The sequence below is a fragment of the Streptomyces sp. NPDC044704 genome, from assembly GCF_056433525.1.
This window is the reverse complement of sequence record NZ_JBWKGY010000010.1, coordinates 262711-281096: the sequence shown is the minus strand read 5'-3', so window position 1 is coordinate 281096 and position 18386 is coordinate 262711. Positions and strand designations below refer to the sequence as shown.

14 protein-coding genes and 1 pseudogene are annotated in these 18386 nt (G+C 73.3%); 2 read left to right on the top strand and 13 right to left on the bottom strand.

Annotated elements, in window-relative coordinates:
• Positions 1-57: 57 nt before the first annotated feature.
• The 5 genes and pseudogenes from AC07B0_RS24800 to AC07B0_RS24780 form a co-directional block, all read right to left on the bottom strand.
• Positions 58-1170, bottom strand: coding sequence for a cupin domain-containing protein (locus AC07B0_RS24800; RefSeq protein ID WP_478898953.1), 1113 nt, complete (start codon positions 1168-1170; stop codon positions 58-60).
• Positions 1167-2216, bottom strand: coding sequence for a carbon-nitrogen hydrolase family protein (locus tag AC07B0_RS24795; RefSeq protein ID WP_478898952.1), 1050 nt, complete (start codon positions 2214-2216; stop codon positions 1167-1169). Before AC07B0_RS24795 ends, AC07B0_RS24800 begins: the two co-directional genes overlap by 4 nt.
• A gap of 12 nt (positions 2217-2228) precedes the next feature.
• The gene (locus AC07B0_RS24790) at positions 2229-4550 is read right to left on the bottom strand and encodes an oxidoreductase (RefSeq protein WP_478898951.1); all 2322 of its coding nucleotides are present in this window, start codon (positions 4548-4550) and stop codon (positions 2229-2231) included.
• Positions 4551-4652: 102 nt separating this feature from the next.
• Entirely contained in the window at positions 4653-5213 is a 561-nt protein-coding gene (locus AC07B0_RS24785) for an acyl-CoA thioesterase (RefSeq protein WP_478898968.1), read from the bottom strand.
• Positions 5205-6806: pseudogene (locus tag AC07B0_RS24780) on the bottom strand (AMP-binding protein); the annotation flags it as partial. The gene AC07B0_RS24785 and the pseudogene AC07B0_RS24780, both read right to left, overlap by 9 nt.
• A gap of 330 nt (positions 6807-7136) precedes the next feature.
• On the opposite strand from AC07B0_RS24780, the gene AC07B0_RS24775 reads away from it, so the two are divergent.
• Both AC07B0_RS24775 and AC07B0_RS24770 read left to right on the top strand, forming a co-directional pair.
• Positions 7137-7544: a YciI family protein gene (locus AC07B0_RS24775; RefSeq protein WP_478898950.1), complete on the top strand. Its 408-nt coding sequence runs from the start codon at positions 7137-7139 to the stop codon at positions 7542-7544.
• A gap of 19 nt (positions 7545-7563) precedes the next feature.
• Positions 7564-8709 (top strand): RNA polymerase sigma factor, encoded by a 1146-nt coding sequence (locus AC07B0_RS24770; protein WP_478898967.1) that lies wholly within the window; start codon positions 7564-7566, stop codon positions 8707-8709.
• Between the two features lie 48 nt (positions 8710-8757).
• Here AC07B0_RS24770 and AC07B0_RS24765 read toward each other — a convergent pair whose 3' ends face one another.
• The 8 genes from AC07B0_RS24765 to pelF form a co-directional block, all read right to left on the bottom strand.
• A complete protein-coding gene (locus tag AC07B0_RS24765; protein ID WP_478898949.1) occupies positions 8758-10623 on the bottom strand; it encodes a glycoside hydrolase family 3 protein in 1866 nt (621 codons plus the stop codon).
• Positions 10624-10845: 222 nt separating this feature from the next.
• Positions 10846-11826, bottom strand: a complete 981-nt coding sequence (locus tag AC07B0_RS24760; RefSeq protein WP_478898948.1) for an endo alpha-1,4 polygalactosaminidase — start codon at positions 11824-11826, stop codon at positions 10846-10848.
• Complete coding sequence (locus tag AC07B0_RS24755) at positions 11823-12485, bottom strand: spherulation-specific family 4 protein (RefSeq protein WP_356880876.1); 663 nt, start codon at positions 12483-12485, stop codon at positions 11823-11825. Before AC07B0_RS24755 ends, AC07B0_RS24760 begins: the two co-directional genes overlap by 4 nt.
• Positions 12482-13390, bottom strand: coding sequence for an NAD-dependent epimerase/dehydratase family protein (locus AC07B0_RS24750; protein ID WP_469382195.1), 909 nt, complete (start codon positions 13388-13390; stop codon positions 12482-12484). The genes AC07B0_RS24755 and AC07B0_RS24750 overlap by 4 nt, the downstream gene beginning before the upstream one ends.
• A 7-nt stretch (positions 13391-13397) precedes the next feature.
• A complete protein-coding gene (locus AC07B0_RS24745; protein ID WP_356880880.1) occupies positions 13398-14111 on the bottom strand; it encodes a nucleotidyltransferase family protein in 714 nt (237 codons plus the stop codon).
• A gap of 77 nt (positions 14112-14188) precedes the next feature.
• Positions 14189-15190: a GDP-mannose 4,6-dehydratase gene (locus AC07B0_RS24740; protein ID WP_478898947.1), complete on the bottom strand. Its 1002-nt coding sequence runs from the start codon at positions 15188-15190 to the stop codon at positions 14189-14191.
• Between the two features lie 90 nt (positions 15191-15280).
• On the bottom strand, positions 15281-16687 hold the full coding sequence (locus tag AC07B0_RS24735) for a hypothetical protein (RefSeq protein ID WP_478898946.1): 1407 nt from the start codon (positions 16685-16687) through the stop codon (positions 15281-15283).
• Complete coding sequence (gene pelF, locus AC07B0_RS24730) at positions 16684-18336, bottom strand: GT4 family glycosyltransferase PelF (protein WP_478898945.1); 1653 nt, start codon at positions 18334-18336, stop codon at positions 16684-16686. The genes AC07B0_RS24735 and pelF overlap by 4 nt, the downstream gene beginning before the upstream one ends.
• Positions 18337-18386 lie beyond the last annotated feature (50 nt).

Sequence of the window (18386 nt, the reverse complement as noted above, 5' to 3'; positions counted from 1 at the left end):
GCTCCGCCGCACCGGCGCCGGTGTCAGGGCCGGCGGCGTCCGGTGCGGCGGAGCGGTTCAGGCGGTGGGCTGGTGCCCGCCGTTGTCGGTGTACGCCTCTTCGCGGTGGAAGCCGAGCGAGCGCATGACGGGGAAGTCGTTGAAGGAGAAGAGGCAGGCGTCCTCGGACGGGTCGAGGTTGTGGTGCTCGTGCCAGGCCCAGGAGGGCACGCAGAACATGTCGCCCCGCTGCCACTCGAACCGCTGTCCGGCGATCACCGAGACGCCGCGTCCCTTGGCGGCGGTGTAGATCACCGAGCCGGTGTGGCGGTGGGCCCGCGTGGCCTGGCCGGGGCGCAGGAGCTGCAGGTGGGCGCCCATGGTCGGCATGACGGAGCCGCCGGTGACCGGGTTGGTGTACTCCGCTATGACGCCGTCGTACGGAGATCCCTCGGTGGCCCTGGCGAGGCCCCGCAGGGCCTCGTAGGTGGGCTCCCAGGGGAAGGCGAGCAGCGGGGAGTAGGGCCGGGTCCACTTCTCGACGCCGTACGGCAGCAGGTTCCCGCCGTAGGTGAGCACGGAGGAGTTGATGACCTTTCCGGGGGTCTGGTACAGCTCGGGGTGGACCTCGTAGAAACCGGCGTCCAGGGCGTTGACGAGCGGGATGTCGAGGCCGTCCTGCCAGATGACGGGGGCGTCGTCGGCCTCGTTCCCGTGCTCGTGCCAGGTGCCGTTGGGGGTGATCGCGAAGTCGCCGGGGCCGACGCGCAGCTTCTGTCCGTCGACGATCGTCCAGGCTCCGGTGCCCTCGTGGACGAAGCGGAGCGCGGCGGCCTGGTGGCGGTGGGCGGTCATCGCCTCGCCGGGGCCCATGATCTGCAGGCCGGTGTAGAGGAGTCCGACGGCGGCGCTGACGTCCTTGCGGCCCGGGTTGACGAGCATCACGACGCGGCGGCCCGCGTCGTCGGCCTTGACGAGGTCGAGGGCCTTGCGGACCAGGGGGCGCAGTTCGCTGTAGCGCCACAGGACGGGTACGGACTTCGGCTGCGGGTACCAGGGCTCGATGTCGTTGGCCACGGTCCACAGCGCACCGGCCTGGAGCTGGGCGAGTTCGCCGTAGAACGCGGTGAGTTCAGGGGAGTCGGACACCCGGGCTCGGCCCGGTCGGCTGTCGTCGTACTCGGTGGTCATGCGTCCTCCTTCGTGATGCCGGTGGATTCCGTGGAGAGGGGCGGGAGGGGTGACGGGGGCGGGAAGGGCGGCGCGGTGTGCGCCGGGTCCGTCGCGAAGGTCACGGGGGTGCGGGGGCGGTTGTCGACGTGGAGCTGGAAGACGTCGAACCGGTTGTAGTGGCCGACGATGTCGTGCATCTGCTTGGGCTGGATGCACCTGGCCAGGTCGATCTCGGCGTACACGATGCCCTCGGTGTCGATCAGCGGCTCGGTGACGGGCCGGCCGTCGGGGCCGAAGACGCCGGACAGGGCGCTGCGGGGGCGGGCGAGCGTGCGGCGCGCCTCCTCGTCGTCGCCCGCGATGGCGTCGACGATTTCCGGGGAGATCGTCGAGCAGGCCACGACGGAGAACACCTTGCCCTCGAAGCTGTGGGCGGCGGTGCGGACGGCGATGGCATCCGCCATGTCGTAGTCGGCCGGTGCCACCGGCAGGGCGATGTAGCAGGAAGCGTGGACCAGTTCGCCCTGGGCGAGGAGGGTGAAGCGGGCGAGGGTGTTGGTGTTCTCCCCGCAGGCGAGGGCCCCGAGCGGGCCGACGGGGGTGGGGTGGACCTTCAGCGAACTGCCGTCACCGCCGGTCCAGGTCAGCTTCTCGGCCCAGGTCGGCACCAGCTTGCGGTGGACGCCGAGGAGGGCCCCGTCGGGGCCGATGGTGAGGAGGGTGTTGTAGAGGACGCCGAGGCTGTGCGGGCCGCGTTCGTTGACGCCGATGACGAGGACGACCCCGTACTGGCGGGCGGCGGACCGCAGTCGGTCGACGTACGGGCCGGGGACGTCGACGGCCGAGCGGTACAGCCGCTCGAACCAGGGCGAGCCCTGGACTGGGTTCATCGTCCAGTTCCAGTACGGATAGCCGGGGACGAACACCTCGGGGAAGACGACCAGTTCGGCGCCGTCGGCCGCGGCCTCCGCGATCAGGGCGATCGCCTTGTCGACGGTCGCCGCGGCGTCCAGGTAGACGGGAGCGGCCTGCACGGCCGCGGCGGTGAAGCGTGGCAGATCCATCGGTACTCCAGGTCAGCGGGCGGATGCGGCGGCGGTCGCGGGGAGGCGCGGAACCCAGCGCAGGTGCACGGGGGCGGAAGGCTCGCGGAGCAGCTGGAGCCGGGGCGCGATCCGGTCGGTGCGCGCACCCGGCGGGCGGCCGCTGCCCGCCCGCCAGGAGGCCGGCCAGGGAGCCGCCGGACCGCTGTAGTCCTGGGCGGCGGCGGCGTGCAGCGTCCACAGGGGGTCGTGCAGCTGCGCACGGCCGACACCGCACAGGTCGGCCCGGCCCGCCAGGATGATCGAGTTCACGTCGTCGTACGTGGAGATCGCGCCGACGGCGATGGTCGGGACGTCCGTGGCGTTGCGGATCAGGTCCGCGTACGGGGTCTGGTAGCTGCGCCCGTACCGGGGCCGCTCGTGGGCGACGACCTCGCCGGTGGAGACGTCGATGGCGTCGGCTCCCGCCTCGGCGAGCGCGCGGGCGATGCCGACCGCGTCGGCCTCGCTCAGGCCGCCCTGCGCCCAGTCGGCCGCCGAGATCCGGACGAGCAGCGCCTTGCCGAACGGCCACACCGCCCGTACGGCGCGCAGCACTTCCAGGGGGAAGCGCAGCCGGCCGGCCAGGCTTCCGCCGTATTCGTCGGTGCGCCGATTGGTCAGCGGGGAGAGGAACCCGGACATCAAGTGGCCGTGCCCGTACTGGAGTTCCAGGGCGTCGAAGCCCGCCCGGTCGGCCCGCTGGGCCGCGCGCACGAAGTCCCGTACGAGGGTGTCCATGTCGGCGCGGGTCGCTTCGCGCGGCACCGGGCTCCGTTCGTCCCAGGCCAGCGGGGAGGCGGCGATCGGCGGCCCGTCGGCATGGGCCGCCGCGCGGCGGCCGGCGTGGGTGAGCTGGATGCCCAGGCAGGTGCCGTCCTGGCCGGGCCGGCCGTGGACGAAGTCGGTGATGTGCCGCCAGGCGGACTCGTGTTCGTCGGTGTACAGGCCGGGGCAGCCCGCGGTGGCGCGCCCCGCGGCGCTGACGGCGGTCATTCCGGCGAGCACGAGACCGCTGCCGCCGAGGGCCTGGGTGCTCAGGTGGACGAGGTCGAAGTCGCCGGGGACTCCCTCGCGTGCGGTGTACAGGGCGGTGGGCGGTACGACGACCCGGTTGCGCAGGAGCAGTCCGCCGAGCCGGAAGGGGCGGAACATGGGCGGCACGGGCGAGGAGGAGTTGACGGCGGTGGTGAACCCCTCGTCACGTACGCGCAGGTTGTCGTAGGTGACGCGGCGGCTGCGGGTGAGGAGGTTGAAGGCGAACTGCGGGGGTTCCTGGGCCGTGTAGCGGCCGATGTTCTCGAACCATTCGAGGCTGGCCTGGGCGGCTCGCTGGGTGGATTCGACGACGGGCCGGCGTTCGTTCTCGTAGGCGGCGAGCGCCGAGGTCACGTCGGGGTGTTCGTGCAGGCAGGCGGCCAGTGCGAGCGCGTCCTCCATGGCGAGCTTGGTGCCGGAGCCGATCGAGAAGTGGGCGGTGTGGGCGGCGTCGCCGAGCAGGACGACGTTGCCGTGGCGCCAGGAGGCGTTGCGGACGGTCGTGAAGCGGATCCACTTCGAGGCGTTGGGTATCAGGCGGTGGCCGTCGAGGTGTTCGGCGAGGATCTCCTCGCAGAGCCGCACGCTCGCCTCGTCGCTCTCGCCGCGTGCGAACTCCCGGTCGGCGAGGGCTTCGAAGCCCGCCCGGCGCCAGTCGTCCTCCGCGATCTCGACGATGAACGTGCTGCGCTCGCCGTCGTAGGGATAGGCGTGGACCTGGATGCTGCCGAAGTCCCGCTTCTCGACGATGAAGGTGAACGCCTCGAAGACGCGGTCGGTGGACAGCCACATGTAGCGGCAGTGGCGCTCGTCCAGGTCGGGGCGGAAGCTCGCCGCATAGGCCTCGCGGGCCGTGGAGCGGATTCCGTCGGCGGCGACCACCAGGTCGTAGGCGGCGGAGAGTTCCTCGACGGGCGGCGCCTGGGCGCCGTAGCGCACCTCCACGCCGAGGTCCGCGCAGCGCTTCTGCAGGATCTCCCGCAGCCGGTTGCGGTCCAGGGCGGCGAAGCCGTGGCCACCGGAGACGTGGACCTCGCCGTCGTAGCGGACGTCGATGTCGCTCCACCGGGCGAACTCCGCGGACATCGCCGCGAACACGGCGGGGTCGGCCTGTGCGATGCCGTCCAGCGTCTCGTCGGAGAAGACGACGCCGAAGCCGAAGGCGTCGTCGCGGGCGTTGCGCTCCCAGACCGTGATCTGCCACTCCGGTGAGAGCTGCTGGGCCAGGGCCGCAAAGTACAGCCCGCCGGGCCCGCCTCCGATGACTGCTACGCGCACGGTGTTCCTCCTAGTGGTTCCGGAATCAGAATATGTTGCATATTTGGCGATCGTCAAGATTCCAGCACATCGCGAGACGGGTGCCCGGCCCGTCGCCCCGGATCACGCGAACAGCTCGGGGGCCTGCGGACCGGCCTTGGTGAGGACCTCCCGCACGTCGTCGGGCCAGGCCGCGGAGCCGGTGGCGCGCGGAGCCGAGTGGGCGATGACCATGCGCCCGGTGGCGGCCGGCTCCTCCCCCTCACCGCGGACGGTGAAGGCGTAGTGCAGGGAGCTGGTTCCGACCTCGGTGACCTCCAGCTCGGTGCGGACGGTCTCGCCGAACCACAGCCGGGCCCGGTAGTCGGCCTCGAAGTGGACGCGGGGGGTGCTGCCGAAGAGGTGGGCCAGTCCCAGCCGCCGCAGCAGGACGGCCTCCGCCGCCTCGACCCAGCGCACCACCGTGGAGTGGTGGTAGTGGCCGGCCGCGTCGGTGTCGGGCCATTCGACGCGCCGCTCGACGATGACGCTGGGCAGGTTCCGCGCGAGGGCTTCGGGGCATCCCGCGGCGCAGCTGTCCGCCGCCGCGGAATCCGCGGGCCGCGGTCCGGAGGTCTCCGTCGTCGTGCCTTCCGTCGACCCCGAGGGGATGGGGCGGGAGGCGTGCCGGGCGCGCTCGCGCAGCTCGGCGCGCCGGAGCTTTCCGTTGCTCGTGCGCGGGAGGCCGGTGACGAACTCGACGGCGCGCGGGTACTTGTAGGGCGCGACGGTCCGCTTCACGTGGTCCTGGAGCTCCTTGACCGTCGCCGCGCCGGGCGCGGTTCCGGGGCGCAGGACCACGTACGCCTTGACGATCGTCCCGCGCTCGTCGTCCGGGGCTCCGACGACGCCGCATTCCTCGACCCAGGGATGGGTGGCGAGCGCCTTCTCGACCTCGGGGCCGGCGATGTTGTACCCGGAGGAGACGATCATGTCGTCGCTCCGGGCCACGTACCAGAAGTAGCCGTCGGCGTCGCGGACGTAGGTGTCGCCGGTGACGTTCCAGCCGTTCCTGACGTACGCGGTCTGGCGCGGGTCCTCCATGTAGCGGCAGCCCGTGGGGCCGGTGACCGCGAGGAGGCCGGGCTGCCCGTCGGGGACGGGCTCGCCCTCCGCGTCGACCACCCGGGCCCGGTACCCGGGAACGGGTCTGCCCGTGGCGCCGGGGCGTATGTCGCCGTCGGACGCCGAGATGAACACGTGGAGCATCTCGGTGGCACCGATGCCGTCGATGATGCCCAGCCCGGTCGCGGCGTGGAACTCCTCCCACACCGCCGCCGGCAGCGCCTCCCCGGCGGACACGCAGCGGCGCAGGCCCGACAGCCGGCCCACCGCGCCGGCCGCCATGATCGCCCGGTAGGCGGTGGGCGCCGTGAAGAGCACGGTGACCCCGTACTCCTCCACGAGCTCGGCCAGCCGCAACGGCGCGGCCTGTTCGACCAGCAGCGTCGACGCGCCCACGGAGAGCGGGAAGACCACCAGTCCGCCGAGTCCGAACGTGAAGGCCAGGGGCGGGGTTCCGGTGAAGACGTCGTCCTGGCGGGGCCGCAGGACGTGGCGGGAGAAGGTGTCGGCGTTGGCCAGCACGTCGCGGTGGAAGTGCAGGGTCGCCTTCGGCCGCCCTGTCGTTCCCGAGGTGAAGGCGATCAGCGCCACGTCGTCCGCCGCGGTGGCGACGGTGGAGAACCGGCCGTCCTTCGCGGCACACCGTGCGACCAGGTCCTCCTCGCCCGGACCTCCGTAGGCCAGCACGGCGGGGCCGGACGTGCCGGTGGCCGCCAGTTCGCCGAGGTAGCGGTGGTCGCACACGGCGACGGCCGGCCGGCTGATCCCGTAGAGCTCCGCGAGCTCACCGGCGCGCAGCAGCGGCATCGTGGTGACGGCCACGCCGCCGGCCTTCAGCACCCCGAACCAGGTGGCCACGAGCCAGGGGTTGTTGGGCCCGCGCAGCAGCACCCGGTTGCCGGGGACGAGGCCGAAGTCCTCGGTCAGCACCTGGGCGACCTGATTGGCGCGTTCCAGCAGGTCGCCGTAGGTCCACCGCTCCGTGGGAGTCAGCAGACAGGGCCGGTCGGCCCCCCAGCGCAGGACGGCGTCGTCGAGCAGTCGACCGGCGCAGTTGAGCCGGTCCGGATAGTGCAACTCCGGTAGGTCGAAGTGGAGTTCGGGCCAGAGGGCGAAGGGCGGGAGCCGATCGCGACAGAACGTGTCGACATGGGCGGACGGGGAGAGCTCCATGGGGCGGCACCTCAATCTCGGGGCAGCGGGGAGAGTGAAGCAAGTATCTCGCTAAACTTGCGACCGTCAATGATGCGCGATATCCGAGTTTGGTTAACAGCGTGTTGCGCGGCGCCGTCCACGGGCCGCGCTCCACCGCCTGTTACACGTGTAACATGCTAGGCACCCCCGCCGGAGAAGTTCAAGGATTTCGGACAAACCGGACCTGAACCCGGACCGCTCGACGAGAGCCGGAAAAAGCCGGCCGGGGATGTCGAGAACCCGCGTCCGGCTCCGTCCCCGCTATGAAGGCGGCCACAATGGGCCGCAGGAGCGACGAGGAGAACCACCATGGCCAAGTACCTGCTGTTGAAGCACTACCGGGGCGCGCCGGCCGCGGTCAACGACGTGCCGATGGACCGGTGGAGCCCGGAGGAGATCACGGCGCACGTGCGGTACATGCACGACTTCGCGGCCCGGCTGGAGCGGACCGGCGAGTTCGTCGACGGCCAGGCCCTCGCCCCCGAGGGCGCGTGGGTCCGCTACGACGGCGAGGGGCGCCCGCCCGTCACCGACGGGCCGTTCGCGGAGACCAAGGACCTCATCGCCGGCTGGATGATCATCGACGTCGACAGCTACGAACGCGCCCTCGAACTGGCCGGAGAACTCTCGGCCGCACCCGGAGCCGGAGGCAAGCCCCTCCACGAGTGGCTGGAGGTGCGCCCCTTCCTGACCGCGCCGCCCACCGTCACGGAGTGAGCGCGCCGTGACGTCACCGATCGACGAGGTCCTGCTCAGGAGCCTCACGCCGGGCGTCCTCGCCGTCCTCGTCCGCCGCGGAGCGGACTTCGCGGCGGCCGAGGACGCCGTACAGGACGCCCTCGTCGAGGCGCTCCGCGTCTGGGCCGCGGACCCCCCGCGGGACGCCAAGGGCTGGCTGGTCACGGTCGCCTGGCGCAAGTTCCTCGACGCCACGCGCGCCGACACCGCCCGCCGCCGGCGCGAGGACCGCGTCGAGGAGGAACCGGCGCCCGGCCCCGCGCCCGGGGCGGACGACACGCTCCAGCTCTACTTCCTGTGCGCCCACCCGTCGCTGACCCCGGCATCGGCGGTCGCGCTCACGCTGCGCGCCGTCGGCGGGCTGACCACCCGCCAGATCGCCGAGGCCTACCTGGTGCCCGAGGCGACCATGGCGCAGCGCATCAGCCGGGCCAAGCGCACCGTCTCCGGCGTGCGCTTCGACCGGCCCGGCGACGTCGCCACCGTGCTGCGCGTCCTCTACCTCGTCTTCAACGAGGGCTACTCCGGCGACGTCGACCTCGCCGCCGAGGCCATTCGGCTCACCCGGCAGCTCGCGGCCCGCATCGACCACCCCGAGGTGGCCGGGCTGCTGGCCCTCATGCTGCTCCACCACGCCCGGCGGGCCGCCCGGACCGAGTCCGACGGCCGCCTGGTGCCGCTCGCCGAGCAGGACCGGCGCCGGTGGGACACCGCGCTGATCGCCGAGGGGGTGGGGATCCTGCAGGCGGCCCTCGTCCGTGACCGGCTGGGCGAGTTCCAGGCCCAGGCCGCCATCGCGGCCCTCCACGCCGACGCGCCCACCGCCGAGGAGACCGACTGGGTGCAGATCGTCGAGTGGTACGACGAGCTCGCGGGCCTGACCGACAACCCCGTCGTCCGCCTCAACCGCGCGGTGGCCGTCGGGGAGGCCGACGGGCCGCGCGCCGGCCTGGCGGCGCTCGCGGCGCTGGACGCCGCACTGCCCCGCCACACGGCGGTGACGGCGTACCTCCACGAGCGCGACGGCGACCTGGCGACGGCGGCGCGGCTGTACGCGGAGGCGGCCCACAAGGCGCCCAACCTCGCCGAGCGCGATCACCTGACGCGCCAGGCCGCCCGGCTCAACGCCCGCCGGCCCGGTTGACGGGCCGCACGCCGGACGCGTCGCCGGGCGTGCGGCCACCTTCCCGGGTCAGCCGAGCCGGAGGCCGAACCCGTAGGGGAACAGCGGGTCCGTGGAGTCGTCGGGCACGTCCTCGTGCCCGGCGACGACGCTGTCCATCGAGCGGGGGAGCTCGAAGGGCAGCCTCCCTTCGGCCGCCGCCCGGCCGAAGAGCACGTCGAGCAGCGCGGTGTCCGAGGCCCCGAAATCGGCCACGAGGGCGGCCGCCCGGTCGGCGATCTCGGGTATGACCGCCGCCCGGTCCAGGAAGATGTCGACGACGGCCGGAACGGCGGCAGCGACGTCGAGCACGGGCCGCAGCTCGTCCTCGGTGAAGTCGAGGCGGCCCGCCCGGAAGAACGACTCGAAGCCGGTCGTCCGTTCCTTGTCGTACGGGGCCGAGATGCGCAGGACGGCCACATCGGCCTCCTCCGGTGTCTCCACGACGGTCGCGTACCGTGCGGCGACGGCGGGATCGACGCCCTCCGTGTAGATCCTGATCCCGGCAACGAGCGGCAGCAGGGGTTCCGCGGCGCCGGCGGGGCGGTCCTTGAGGACGGTGACCGAGCGGCTCTGCGCGGCCAGGCCGGCCGCGGTGAACTCCGGGTTTCCGCAGATCCGCGCGGCGCGGTCGGGGTCCGCGTACGGGTCGTCGAAGAGGCCGAGGACGAACTTCTCCCTCAGCAGTCGCGCGACCGACCGGTCGATGCGCTCGGTCGTCACCCGGCCGGTGCGGACGAGTTCGACGACGAGCTCGGGTGCCGCCTCGCCGCCGAGCTGGTCGGCTCCGGCGTCGAGGATGCGTTCCACCCGGGTGGGCCGGTCCAGTTCCTCCACGCCCCAGGCGCGGGCGGGGAAGGGGCTCCCGAAGATCTGCGTGTCGGTGACCAGGCCCCAGTCGGTGCAGATGATGCCGTCGAAGCCGTACTTCTCGCGCAGCAGACCGGTGATGACGCCCTTGTTGAAGCCGAAGCCGACCTCCTCGTACGGCGTTCCGACCGGCATGGCGTAGTACGGCATGACCTGCGAGGTGCCGGCGGCGAAGGCGGCCTCGAAGGGGATCAGGTGGTAGTCGAAGTTGTCGCCCGGGTAGACCTGTTCGCGTCCGTACGGGAAGTGCGCGTCCTCCCCGTTCAGCTGCGGTCCCGCGCCGGGGAAGTGCTTCGTCATCGCCGAGACGCTGCCGGCGCCGAGCTCTTCGCCCTGGAGCCCCCGGACGTACGCGGCGACCATCCGCGCGGCCACTGCGGCGTCGGAGCCGAAGGTGCCCAGGACGCGGGGCCAGCGGGGCTCGGTGGCCAGGTCGGCCGTGGGGTGGAGGGCCAGGCGGATGCCGACCGCGAGGTACTCCTGGCGCACGATGTCGGCGTGGCCGCGCACGAGTTCCTCGTCGCCGACGGCGGCCAGGCCCGGTGGTTCCGGCCAGAGGGAGAACCCGTCCGTCTGCGCGCCCGCCGCGGGGTTGTCGACGAATCCGTTGCGGGGGTCGGTGGAGACGGTCACCGGGATCCCGAGGCGCGTCGTGGCGGCGAGGTCCTGGAGGCGGTTGTTCCATTCCGCCATGCGGCGCGGGGCCGCCGCGCCGAACAGGTTGAAGTGGCTCATGAGCTTGCCGGTGACCATCGCGGAGGTGGAGGCTCGCATCGGGTCGTCGTCGGGTGCTCCCGGCTCCGGTTCCACGAGGGAGCCGTCGGGGTTGATGGTGATCATGGTGTGGAAGAGGAGGCCGGCCTTTTCCTCCAGCGTCATGCGGGCCAGGAGGTCGGCGACGCGCTCGGCCACGGGGAGCCGGGGGTCCTCGTAGGGTTCCATGACGCCGTTGCCGTTCAGGTCCCGGAACGGCGTGCCGTCCGGAGCGGCCAGGACGCGCGGCCGTGCCGCCGGGGTGTGTGCCATCGAATGCTCCTCCGAGCTTCAGGGGCGTACGGGCCGCCCCTCGGGACTGCGGGCTCCATGGGCCGGCCCCGGGCGCTCCCAGCGCACCCGGGACCGGCACGCCGCTCCCCCCGGCGCGGCGTCCCCAGCCGCGAGATTACACGTGTAACTCACGAAACCGCAGCCCTCGGCGGCAGCCAGGGCACTCCGCAGGCAGCGTGCGCTGACCCCCGCCCATCCGGTTCAGCAGGGTTTGCGCCAGGTGTCCAGCTCCGGGTTCTTCAACATCGAGGACAACTTGAGCCGGCGGGCCTGCGGGCAGAAGGCCGAGGGGGCTCCTTCGTACTCGACGTGGAAGACCGCCTTGCCGGCCTTGATGAAGGGGGTCAGCGCCTCGCACTCGCCGAACTGGGCGCACTCCTCGTTGACCGCGAAGTCGTAGACGCCCTCCAGTTGGGGGATCTGCGCCAGGTCGTTCTTGAGGCCCACCGACAGCCCCCGGGCGTGGGCGATCTCGGCGATCATGCGGTTGTAGGCGAGCTGGTGCTCCGGGGTGAGCGGGAACCCGGTGTCGTTGCCGTAGCCCTCCACCAGATCGGGTTCCACCGCGTCGAAGCCCTTGTCGCGGCACATGTCGAAGCGGCGTTCCATGATCGGGCGCAGCTGGTCGATCCGGCGGATGTCGAGCCACCGTTCGCCCTTCCAGCCGTTGGGCTTGCCGAACAGCGTGGCGGGGAAGGCGTCCCGGTCCGGCCGGAAGTCCTCCCACGCCCCGACGTTGATGTAGCAGATCACCTTGCGGCCGTCCCGGTGCAGCCGGGCCACGTCGGCCGCCGAGTTCTCGAACCCGTCGATGTCGTACACGGGGACGTCCACCGAGGGGTCGGAGCGTCCGTCGAGCTGCCACTGCCAGGCCAGCCCGGGTTCGGGCTTCCAGCGGGGCTTCGCCTGGTCGCCGGGAGCGGGGGTGGAGCCGGTGCCGCCGCTGCCGGGCGAGCCGCCGGCGGACGCGGTGGCCGCCGGTGACCCCGGGGGCGGGGACGGGGGGACGGAGGAGGAGGGGCCGGGTGATCCGGGCGTCGGCCCCTGGGTGCCGGCGCCCGGGCCGGAGGGCGGCGGCGCGGCGGCGTCGTCATCGTCGCCGGAGGTGGTGGTGCAGCCCGTCAGGACCAGGCCCGTCAGGACGGCCACCAGGCCGATCCGGGCCGGCAGGGTGCGGATCATCGTTCCGTTCCGGTGAGTGCGGGGGTCAACTGCGCCCATGGATTGGGCAGTTCGCCCGACACCGGCCCGGACACCGCCGCTCCGCGCTCGCGCGCGGTGCGTACGGCGAGCGGGACCAGGGCCTCGGGCACCCCGTAGACGAGGTGGCAGAACCGTTCGGGGTCGTGCCGGGCCGTCCACGCGGGTCTGGTGAAGGACGAGACGTACGTCGACCAGTGTCCTTCGAAGGTGACGGTCAGGTCCGCGAGGCGCACGTACGCGGACACCGGATGGACGCCCGGGTTCAGCACGACGGGGGTCGCCCCCAGCCTGCGCAGGGAACGGATCAGCCGACGGGTACCGGGCAGTTCCTGCCGCGTCGGGTCCACCCGGTCGAGGAAGCAGCCGTCGACCGCGTACCACTCCTGGTAGCGGCACATCTCGTGGATCACCTCGGCCTGGCCGCGGGCCCCGTACGCGGTGTCCACGTAGCCGAGGAGGCGGGCGCCGGCCGTCCGCAGCGCGGCGGCCGCCGAGGCGAACGCCGGGTCGGGGCGCTCGCCGGGCCCGTCGGCCGGGTTGATCACCACCCCGTACGTGTCGGCGGCGCCGGTGATGAGGCGGTGCCAGGCGCCCGGATCCTCGGCGGGGTGGACGTACAGCGGAACCAGCAGGGTCATGGTGTTCGGGGTCCTCCCGGGAAGGTCGCCGCCCACAGCGTGGCGAGGGTGTCGCCGAGTGCGTGGACCGGGCGCCAGCCGATGGCCTCGTCGGCGGCGGTGATGTCGGAGCACTGCCACGACACCTGGGCCGAACGGACCGACCCGCTCGCCTCCTCCTCGATGCGGCCCCGGAAGCCCGCCCGCTCGGCCAGGCCCCGGACCAGCTCGCGGACCGGCACGGCCCGGCCGGCGCCGATGTTCAGGACGGGCGGCAGCGGGCCCGGGGCGGTGACCGCGAGCGCCACCGCGTGCGCGACGTCGCGCACGTCCACGAAGTCGCGGTACGCCGAGAGGTCGCCCAGCCGCAGCACCGCTTGCGGGTCCGCGCCGGCCTCCCGCAGCAGTGCGGCGATCCGCCCCGGCAGTCCGCTCGGCGGGGCGCCGGGGCCCACCGGGTTGCCCACGCGCAGGACGACGCCGTCGAGCCCGGAGGCGGCCACGGCCACGGTGCCGGCCAGTTTGGTCGCGCCGTACGGGGTGACCGGGCGGGTCGCGGCCGACTCGGCGACCCGGGTGGGTGGCTCCCCCGGCCCGTACTCGGCCGCCGAACCCAGGTGCACCAGTCGTGCCGCGGGCGCCGCCTCCCGCAGCGCGGCGCACAGCAGCGCGGGGCCGCGGGCGTTGACCTCCGCCAGCGTCACGGCGTCCCCGCCGGTGGCGCCCGCGCAGTTGACCACCGCGTCGGGTGCGGCCGCGGCCAGGACGCCCGCCAGCCGTTCGGGCCGGTCGGCCGCGAGGTCGACGCCGAAGTCGGCGTCGGGAGAGCGGCCGCCGTCGAACACCCGCGCGCCCGGGAGGGCGCGCAGGCGTTCGGCCACATGGGCGCCCAGGTAGCCGGTCCGGCCCAGGACGAGAATGCGCATGAGGTGCTCAGGCTCCCTTGAGCAGCAAGGACTTGCGGCTGGTGAACTCGGCGTTGGCCCGGTCGTAGTCGTCGGGGCGCCCGATGTCGAGCCAGTAGCCGTCGAAGGCGTAGGAGTGCGGCGGGTTCTGGCCGGCCAGCAGGTCGAGGACCAACTCGTCGAAGCCGAGGGGCAGTCCGGGGGTGTAGTGGTCGAGGGTGGACCGGCTGATGCCGTACACGCCCATGGAGACGTGGTAGTCCATGCTGGGCTTCTCGGTGAAGCCGACCACCCGGCTGGCGTCGGTGGTCAGCACCCCGAAGTCGATGTGCACCTTGCGCGGGTACGTCGCGATGGTCAGCGGCGCTCCCGAGGCTTCGTGCGTGCGCAGCACGTCGGCGTAGTCGAGGTCGGTGAGGACGTCTCCGTTCATCACGAGGAACCGCTCGGGCAGGCGGTCGCGCAGGTTGAGCAGGGGGCCCATGGTGCCCAGCGGGCTCTCCTCCGTGGCGTAGTCGATGCTCATGCCCCACTGGGAGCCGTCACCGACGTAGGCCCGGATGATCTCGCCCAGGTGTCCGATGGCGATGGTGCACCGGGTGAACCCGGCCGTGGAGAGCTGGCGCAGCACGATCTCCAGGATCGTGTGCTGGTCGCCGATGGGCACGAGGGGCTTGGGCAGGGCCGTGGTGTAGGGCCGCAGCCGGACGCCCTTGCCGCCCGCCAGGATCACTGCGTACATGGGTCTCCTCCTTGGGTTGCGTGGGGGGACGGTGGGTGGGGTGGGAACGGGGTGGACGTGGGTGGACCGCGGGGCGGTCAGATGTTGTAGATGCCGGTCTTGTAGCGGGCCAGGTTGGCCGGGTCACGGAAGAAGTCGACGGTGTGCGCGAGGCCTTCCTCCAGGCTGTGCCGTGGTTGCCAGCCGGTGGCGGCGGTGAGCCGGCTCGCGTCGGCGACCAGGCGCATCACCTCGGAGGCGGGCGGCCGCAGGCGTTCGCCGTCCTCGCGGACCTCGATCGGGACGTCCATGACCTTGCCGATCAGGGTCACCAGGTCCGCGACGGAGATCTCGCCGCCGGTACCGGAGTTGAAGGTGTGTCCGACCACGCGGTCGGCCGGTGCGGTGCCGGCCGCGAGGAAGGCCTGCGCGGTGTCCTTGACGAAGCTGAAGTCGCGGGTGGGCCGCAGGTCGCCGAGGGTGATGACGCGTTCGCCGGCCGCCACCTGGCCGATGACGGTGGGGATCACCGCGCGCATCGACTGGCGCGGCCCGTAGGTGTTGAACGGGCGCAGGGTCACCACCGGGGTCTCGAAGCTGGCGTGGTAGCTGTCGGCCAGCCGGTCGCCGCCCGCCTTCGAGGCGGCGTACGGGGACTGGGTGTTGACGGGGTGGTCCTCGGTGATCGGCACGGTCCGCGCGGTGCCGTACGTCTCGCTGGTCGAGGTGTGCACCAGGCGCGGCGTGCCGAGCGTGCGGACCGCCTCCAGCACGTTGAGGGTGCCCGTGACATTGGTGTCGACGTAGCTGTGCGGGGCCCGGTAGGAGTACGGGATCGCGATGAGCGCGGCCAAGTGGTAGGCGGCGTCGGCGCCTTCGAGGAGTCCGCGGACGGATCCGGGGTCCCGGACGTCACCGAGGACGATCTCCACCTGGTCGAGGACGTCGGGAGCGAGCGTCTCCAGCCACCCGTACGAGGAGAAGGAGTTGTACTGGGCCATGGCGCGGACCCGGAAGCCACGGGCGACGAGGGCCTCGGTGAGGTGGGAGCCGATGAAGCCCTCGGCTCCGGTGACGGCGGCGAGCGGTGCGGTGGTCAACTGATCTGCCTCTCGGATGTGTGGGCGATGCGTACGGGAGTCGGTGACGGGAGGTCGTGCCCGGCGGCGGATCCTCGGCCCGCCGGGCCGTCAGCCGTGCCGGGCCGGGCGTCCGAGGATCCACAGGGCGCAGACGACGAGGCCCGGCGCGGCGAGGCCGCAGGACAGGGTCAGGGCCGGCGCACCCGCCGCCGGCCCGAGGAGGGTGGCGGTGGCGGCGCCGGCCGCCGCCGCCCCGCAGAGCAGCGCCGGCGGCCAGGCCACGCCGAAGGCCTGGAGCAGCAGCGCGGTCCACAGGGTCGCGGCGAGCAGCAGCAACGCGGCCGGGGCGGCGCCGGTCAGCAGTGCCACGGGCAGCAGGAGCAGCAGGTAGGCCGCCAGACAGAGCCCCAGGACCCCGGCGGACCGCAGCAGGAACCCGGAGGGCGTCGAGGCGGCGCCGAGGGCGGTGACGGACAGGCCACGGAAGCGGTACAGCAGCCACTCGGCCGGACCCATGCTCACGGTCAGCGCGATCACCGCGTACGGCTCCAACCGCCCCTCCAGCAGGACCAGTACGGCCGCGGCCAGCCCGAAGAGGCCGTACGGGAGGGACCGGGACAGCGGGAGCCGGGCGCCCCCGTCCGGCGCCGCCGGGGCGGCGTACGCACCGTGCAGTGCGCGGGCGGCCATCCCCAGCGTCGCGAGGAGCGTCAGGGCCGGGAGCCCCGCGCGGAGCAGGGGCCCGGGCTCCCACCAGGGCAGGACGGCGCCCCCCGCGATCAGCGGCGTGAGCGCGATCAGCAGCAGCCGCTCGCGGCCCAGCACCAGCAGGTTCCCGGCGGCGGCCAGGTAGAGCGACTGGGCGGCGACCGCCCAGGTGACGGAGCCGCCCCCGGTGGCCGCCGCGCCGGCCGCCGTGGCGACGGCCGCCCCGAGCGGCGCCCCCGTCAGGAGGGTCCGGCCCGCCTCGCGGCGGCCTGCCACCATCCGCAGGTAGGCGCGGTGCCCCAGGGCCTGGCCCCACGCCCAGGACACGATGCCGGCGACGATCAGGGCGGTGGCGTGCCGGCCGGGGTTCCACAGGGGCGCGGTGAGCAGGTAGGCGAGCCCCGGGAGGGCGAAGAGCACGCCGCGCAGCAGGCACCGTACGGTGTCGGGGCGCCACGGGTCGGGCGCCTTGACGGGCTCCGGGAAGACCCTCGGCACCCGCTCGTACAGCGCGGCGGCGAGCGAGAAGATGTTGGGGTGCCCGTACCGGCCGCGGATGGTCTCGGCCGACAGGCCTTCGGCCTCCAGCAGGGCGGCCACCTCGTACGGGTGGACGGCCGGCCCGACGCGGTCGGCCAGTTCGGCGGCGAGCCGGCTGACCTCCGCCTCGTCGGGTCCGGGCAGTTTGAGGGCGAGGGTGGTCTCGGCCCACGCCCGCCGGGGCGGGCGCGCCGCGGTGTCGGCCAGCCTCAGCGCCAGGGTGTCCTGGTGCGCGCCGCCGGGTTCGAGTGACATCGGCCCGCTCATCCGGCGAGGCTCCCCGTGCCGGTGGCCGCGGAGGGCACGGACGGACGGGCCCGGTCCTGTCTGCGTGCCCGTCCGGTGGCGACCGCGACCGGGGTGAGCACCACCGGCACGGGCGTCGGGGCGGGGAGTTCGGTGCGTACCGCCGCTCTTTCCGCGACGCGTGCGGTCCGCTCCGCGGGTCGGCCCGCCGTCGTGCTGGGCGTGCGGTCGAGTCCGGGGAGTTCCAGGTAGATGGAGCGGAAGGTGTCGATGGTCTGGCGCAGGGTGAACTGTTCGATGACCCGCAGCCGGGCCGCCTCGCCCATCGCCGCGCGCCGCCGGGAGTCTCCCAGCAGTTCCAGGGCGGCTTCGGCCATGGCCGCCGGATCGCGCGGCGGGACCACCAGGCCGGCGTCGCCGACCGCCTCGCGGACCCCGCCGACGTCGGTGGACACGGTCGCCCGGCCGCAGGACATGGCCTCGATGAGGGTGAACGGGAAGCCCTCGCTGATGCTGGAGAGCATCACGACGTTGCCCGCCGCGTAGGCGTCCTTGATGTCGTCGACCCTGCCCTCGAAGGTGACCGCGTCCGCGTGCCCGAGGTCGCGGGCCAGCGCCTCGCAGCGCTCCCGGTACGCCTCCCCGCCGCGCGGTGTGCCGCCGAACAGCCGCAGCCGGGCCTCGGGGACGCGTTCGCGGACCAGGGCGAAGGCCCGGATCAGGGTCTCCAGGTCCTTGATCGGGTCGACGCGGCCGGCCCAGCTGAGGGTCGGCGCCTGCGGCTCCGGCCCGGCGGGCGGGAACGCGGCGGGGTCGACGCCGTTGTAGACCGTACGGATGGCCTGCGGATCGGCTCCGCCCTGCTCCTCCCAGAGCCGGTTGTAGCGGTTGCCGGGGGTGATCAGTGCGGCCCGCCGGTAGCTCTCCTCGGCCAGCAGCCGGAAGAAGCCGAGGACGACGGCCTTCACGGGCCAGCGGTACGGGGCCGTGCGGTAGCCGAGGTAGCGTTCGCGCAGGTAGACCCCGTGTTCGGTCAACAGCAGCGGGACGCCGTGCCGCTCCAGCGCGGCGAGCCCGGGCAGTACGGCGACGCCGCCGCTGACCGCGTGGGCCACGCCGTGTTCCGGTGGCGGGGCGGCCAGCGGGCGCAGGGCGTGTTCGAGCAGGGAGGTCGCGGTGAGGGCGTCGTGCAGGGTGGGCCGGGCCTCGCGCGCGGCGAGCCCCGGGCGGTTCCAGACCGCCGCGAGCACCGCGATCGCGTGGTCCCCGCGCAGGTAGGGGCTCAGGGCCCCGTCGGACGCGGCCCGCGCCATCGTGGAGAGGGCGGGGGCGAACCCGGCCTCCGCACAGGGGTCGAGCAGCGCGGTGAGGAACTGTTCGTAGGCGCCGGAGAGCCTGCGGTGACCGCGTCCCCGGGGGGCGCGGCCCTCCGGGGGTGCGCCCCACATGGGTACCGACCTGACGCCGAGGACGTGACCGGGCAGGTCCCAGACCAGCGGTTCGCGGCCGGTGCCGGTGACGGCTATGACGTCGAAGTCGACGTCGGGCATGCCCTGGACGAGTTGGTCGCACCAGACGCTGACGCCGCCGTGACTGTGGGGATAGGTGCCTTCGGTGAGCAGGGTGACGTGCGGCGCGCCGGTGCGTCGCGCGCCGTGGTGAACGTGCATGGGTGTGCTCCACGGCCGGTGTGTGGGGGTGGTCGGGCCGGTCCGGGCCG

What these genes read in the sequence shown, in the direction of transcription:
- AC07B0_RS24760 (WP_478898948.1), bottom strand. Translation starts at nt 11,826, where the DNA reads ATGATCCGCACCCTGCCGGCCCGGATCGGCCTGGTGGCCGTCCTGACG.
- pelF (WP_478898945.1), bottom strand. Translation starts at nt 18,336, where the DNA reads ATGCACGTTCACCACGGCGCGCGACGCACCGGCGCGCCGCACGTCACC.
- AC07B0_RS24755 (WP_356880876.1), bottom strand. Translation starts at nt 12,485, where the DNA reads ATGACCCTGCTGGTTCCGCTGTACGTCCACCCCGCCGAGGATCCGGGC.
- AC07B0_RS24745 (WP_356880880.1), bottom strand. Translation starts at nt 14,111, where the DNA reads ATGTACGCAGTGATCCTGGCGGGCGGCAAGGGCGTCCGGCTGCGGCCC.
- AC07B0_RS24800 (WP_478898953.1), bottom strand. Translation starts at nt 1,170, where the DNA reads ATGACCACCGAGTACGACGACAGCCGACCGGGCCGAGCCCGGGTGTCC.
- AC07B0_RS24735 (WP_478898946.1), bottom strand. Translation starts at nt 16,687, where the DNA reads ATGAGCGGGCCGATGTCACTCGAACCCGGCGGCGCGCACCAGGACACC.
- AC07B0_RS24795 (WP_478898952.1), bottom strand. Translation starts at nt 2,216, where the DNA reads ATGGATCTGCCACGCTTCACCGCCGCGGCCGTGCAGGCCGCTCCCGTC.
- AC07B0_RS24775 (WP_478898950.1), top strand. Translation starts at nt 7,137, where the DNA reads ATGGCCAAGTACCTGCTGTTGAAGCACTACCGGGGCGCGCCGGCCGCG.
- AC07B0_RS24765 (WP_478898949.1), bottom strand. Translation starts at nt 10,623, where the DNA reads ATGGCACACACCCCGGCGGCACGGCCGCGCGTCCTGGCCGCTCCGGAC.
- AC07B0_RS24750 (WP_469382195.1), bottom strand. Translation starts at nt 13,390, where the DNA reads ATGCGCATTCTCGTCCTGGGCCGGACCGGCTACCTGGGCGCCCATGTG.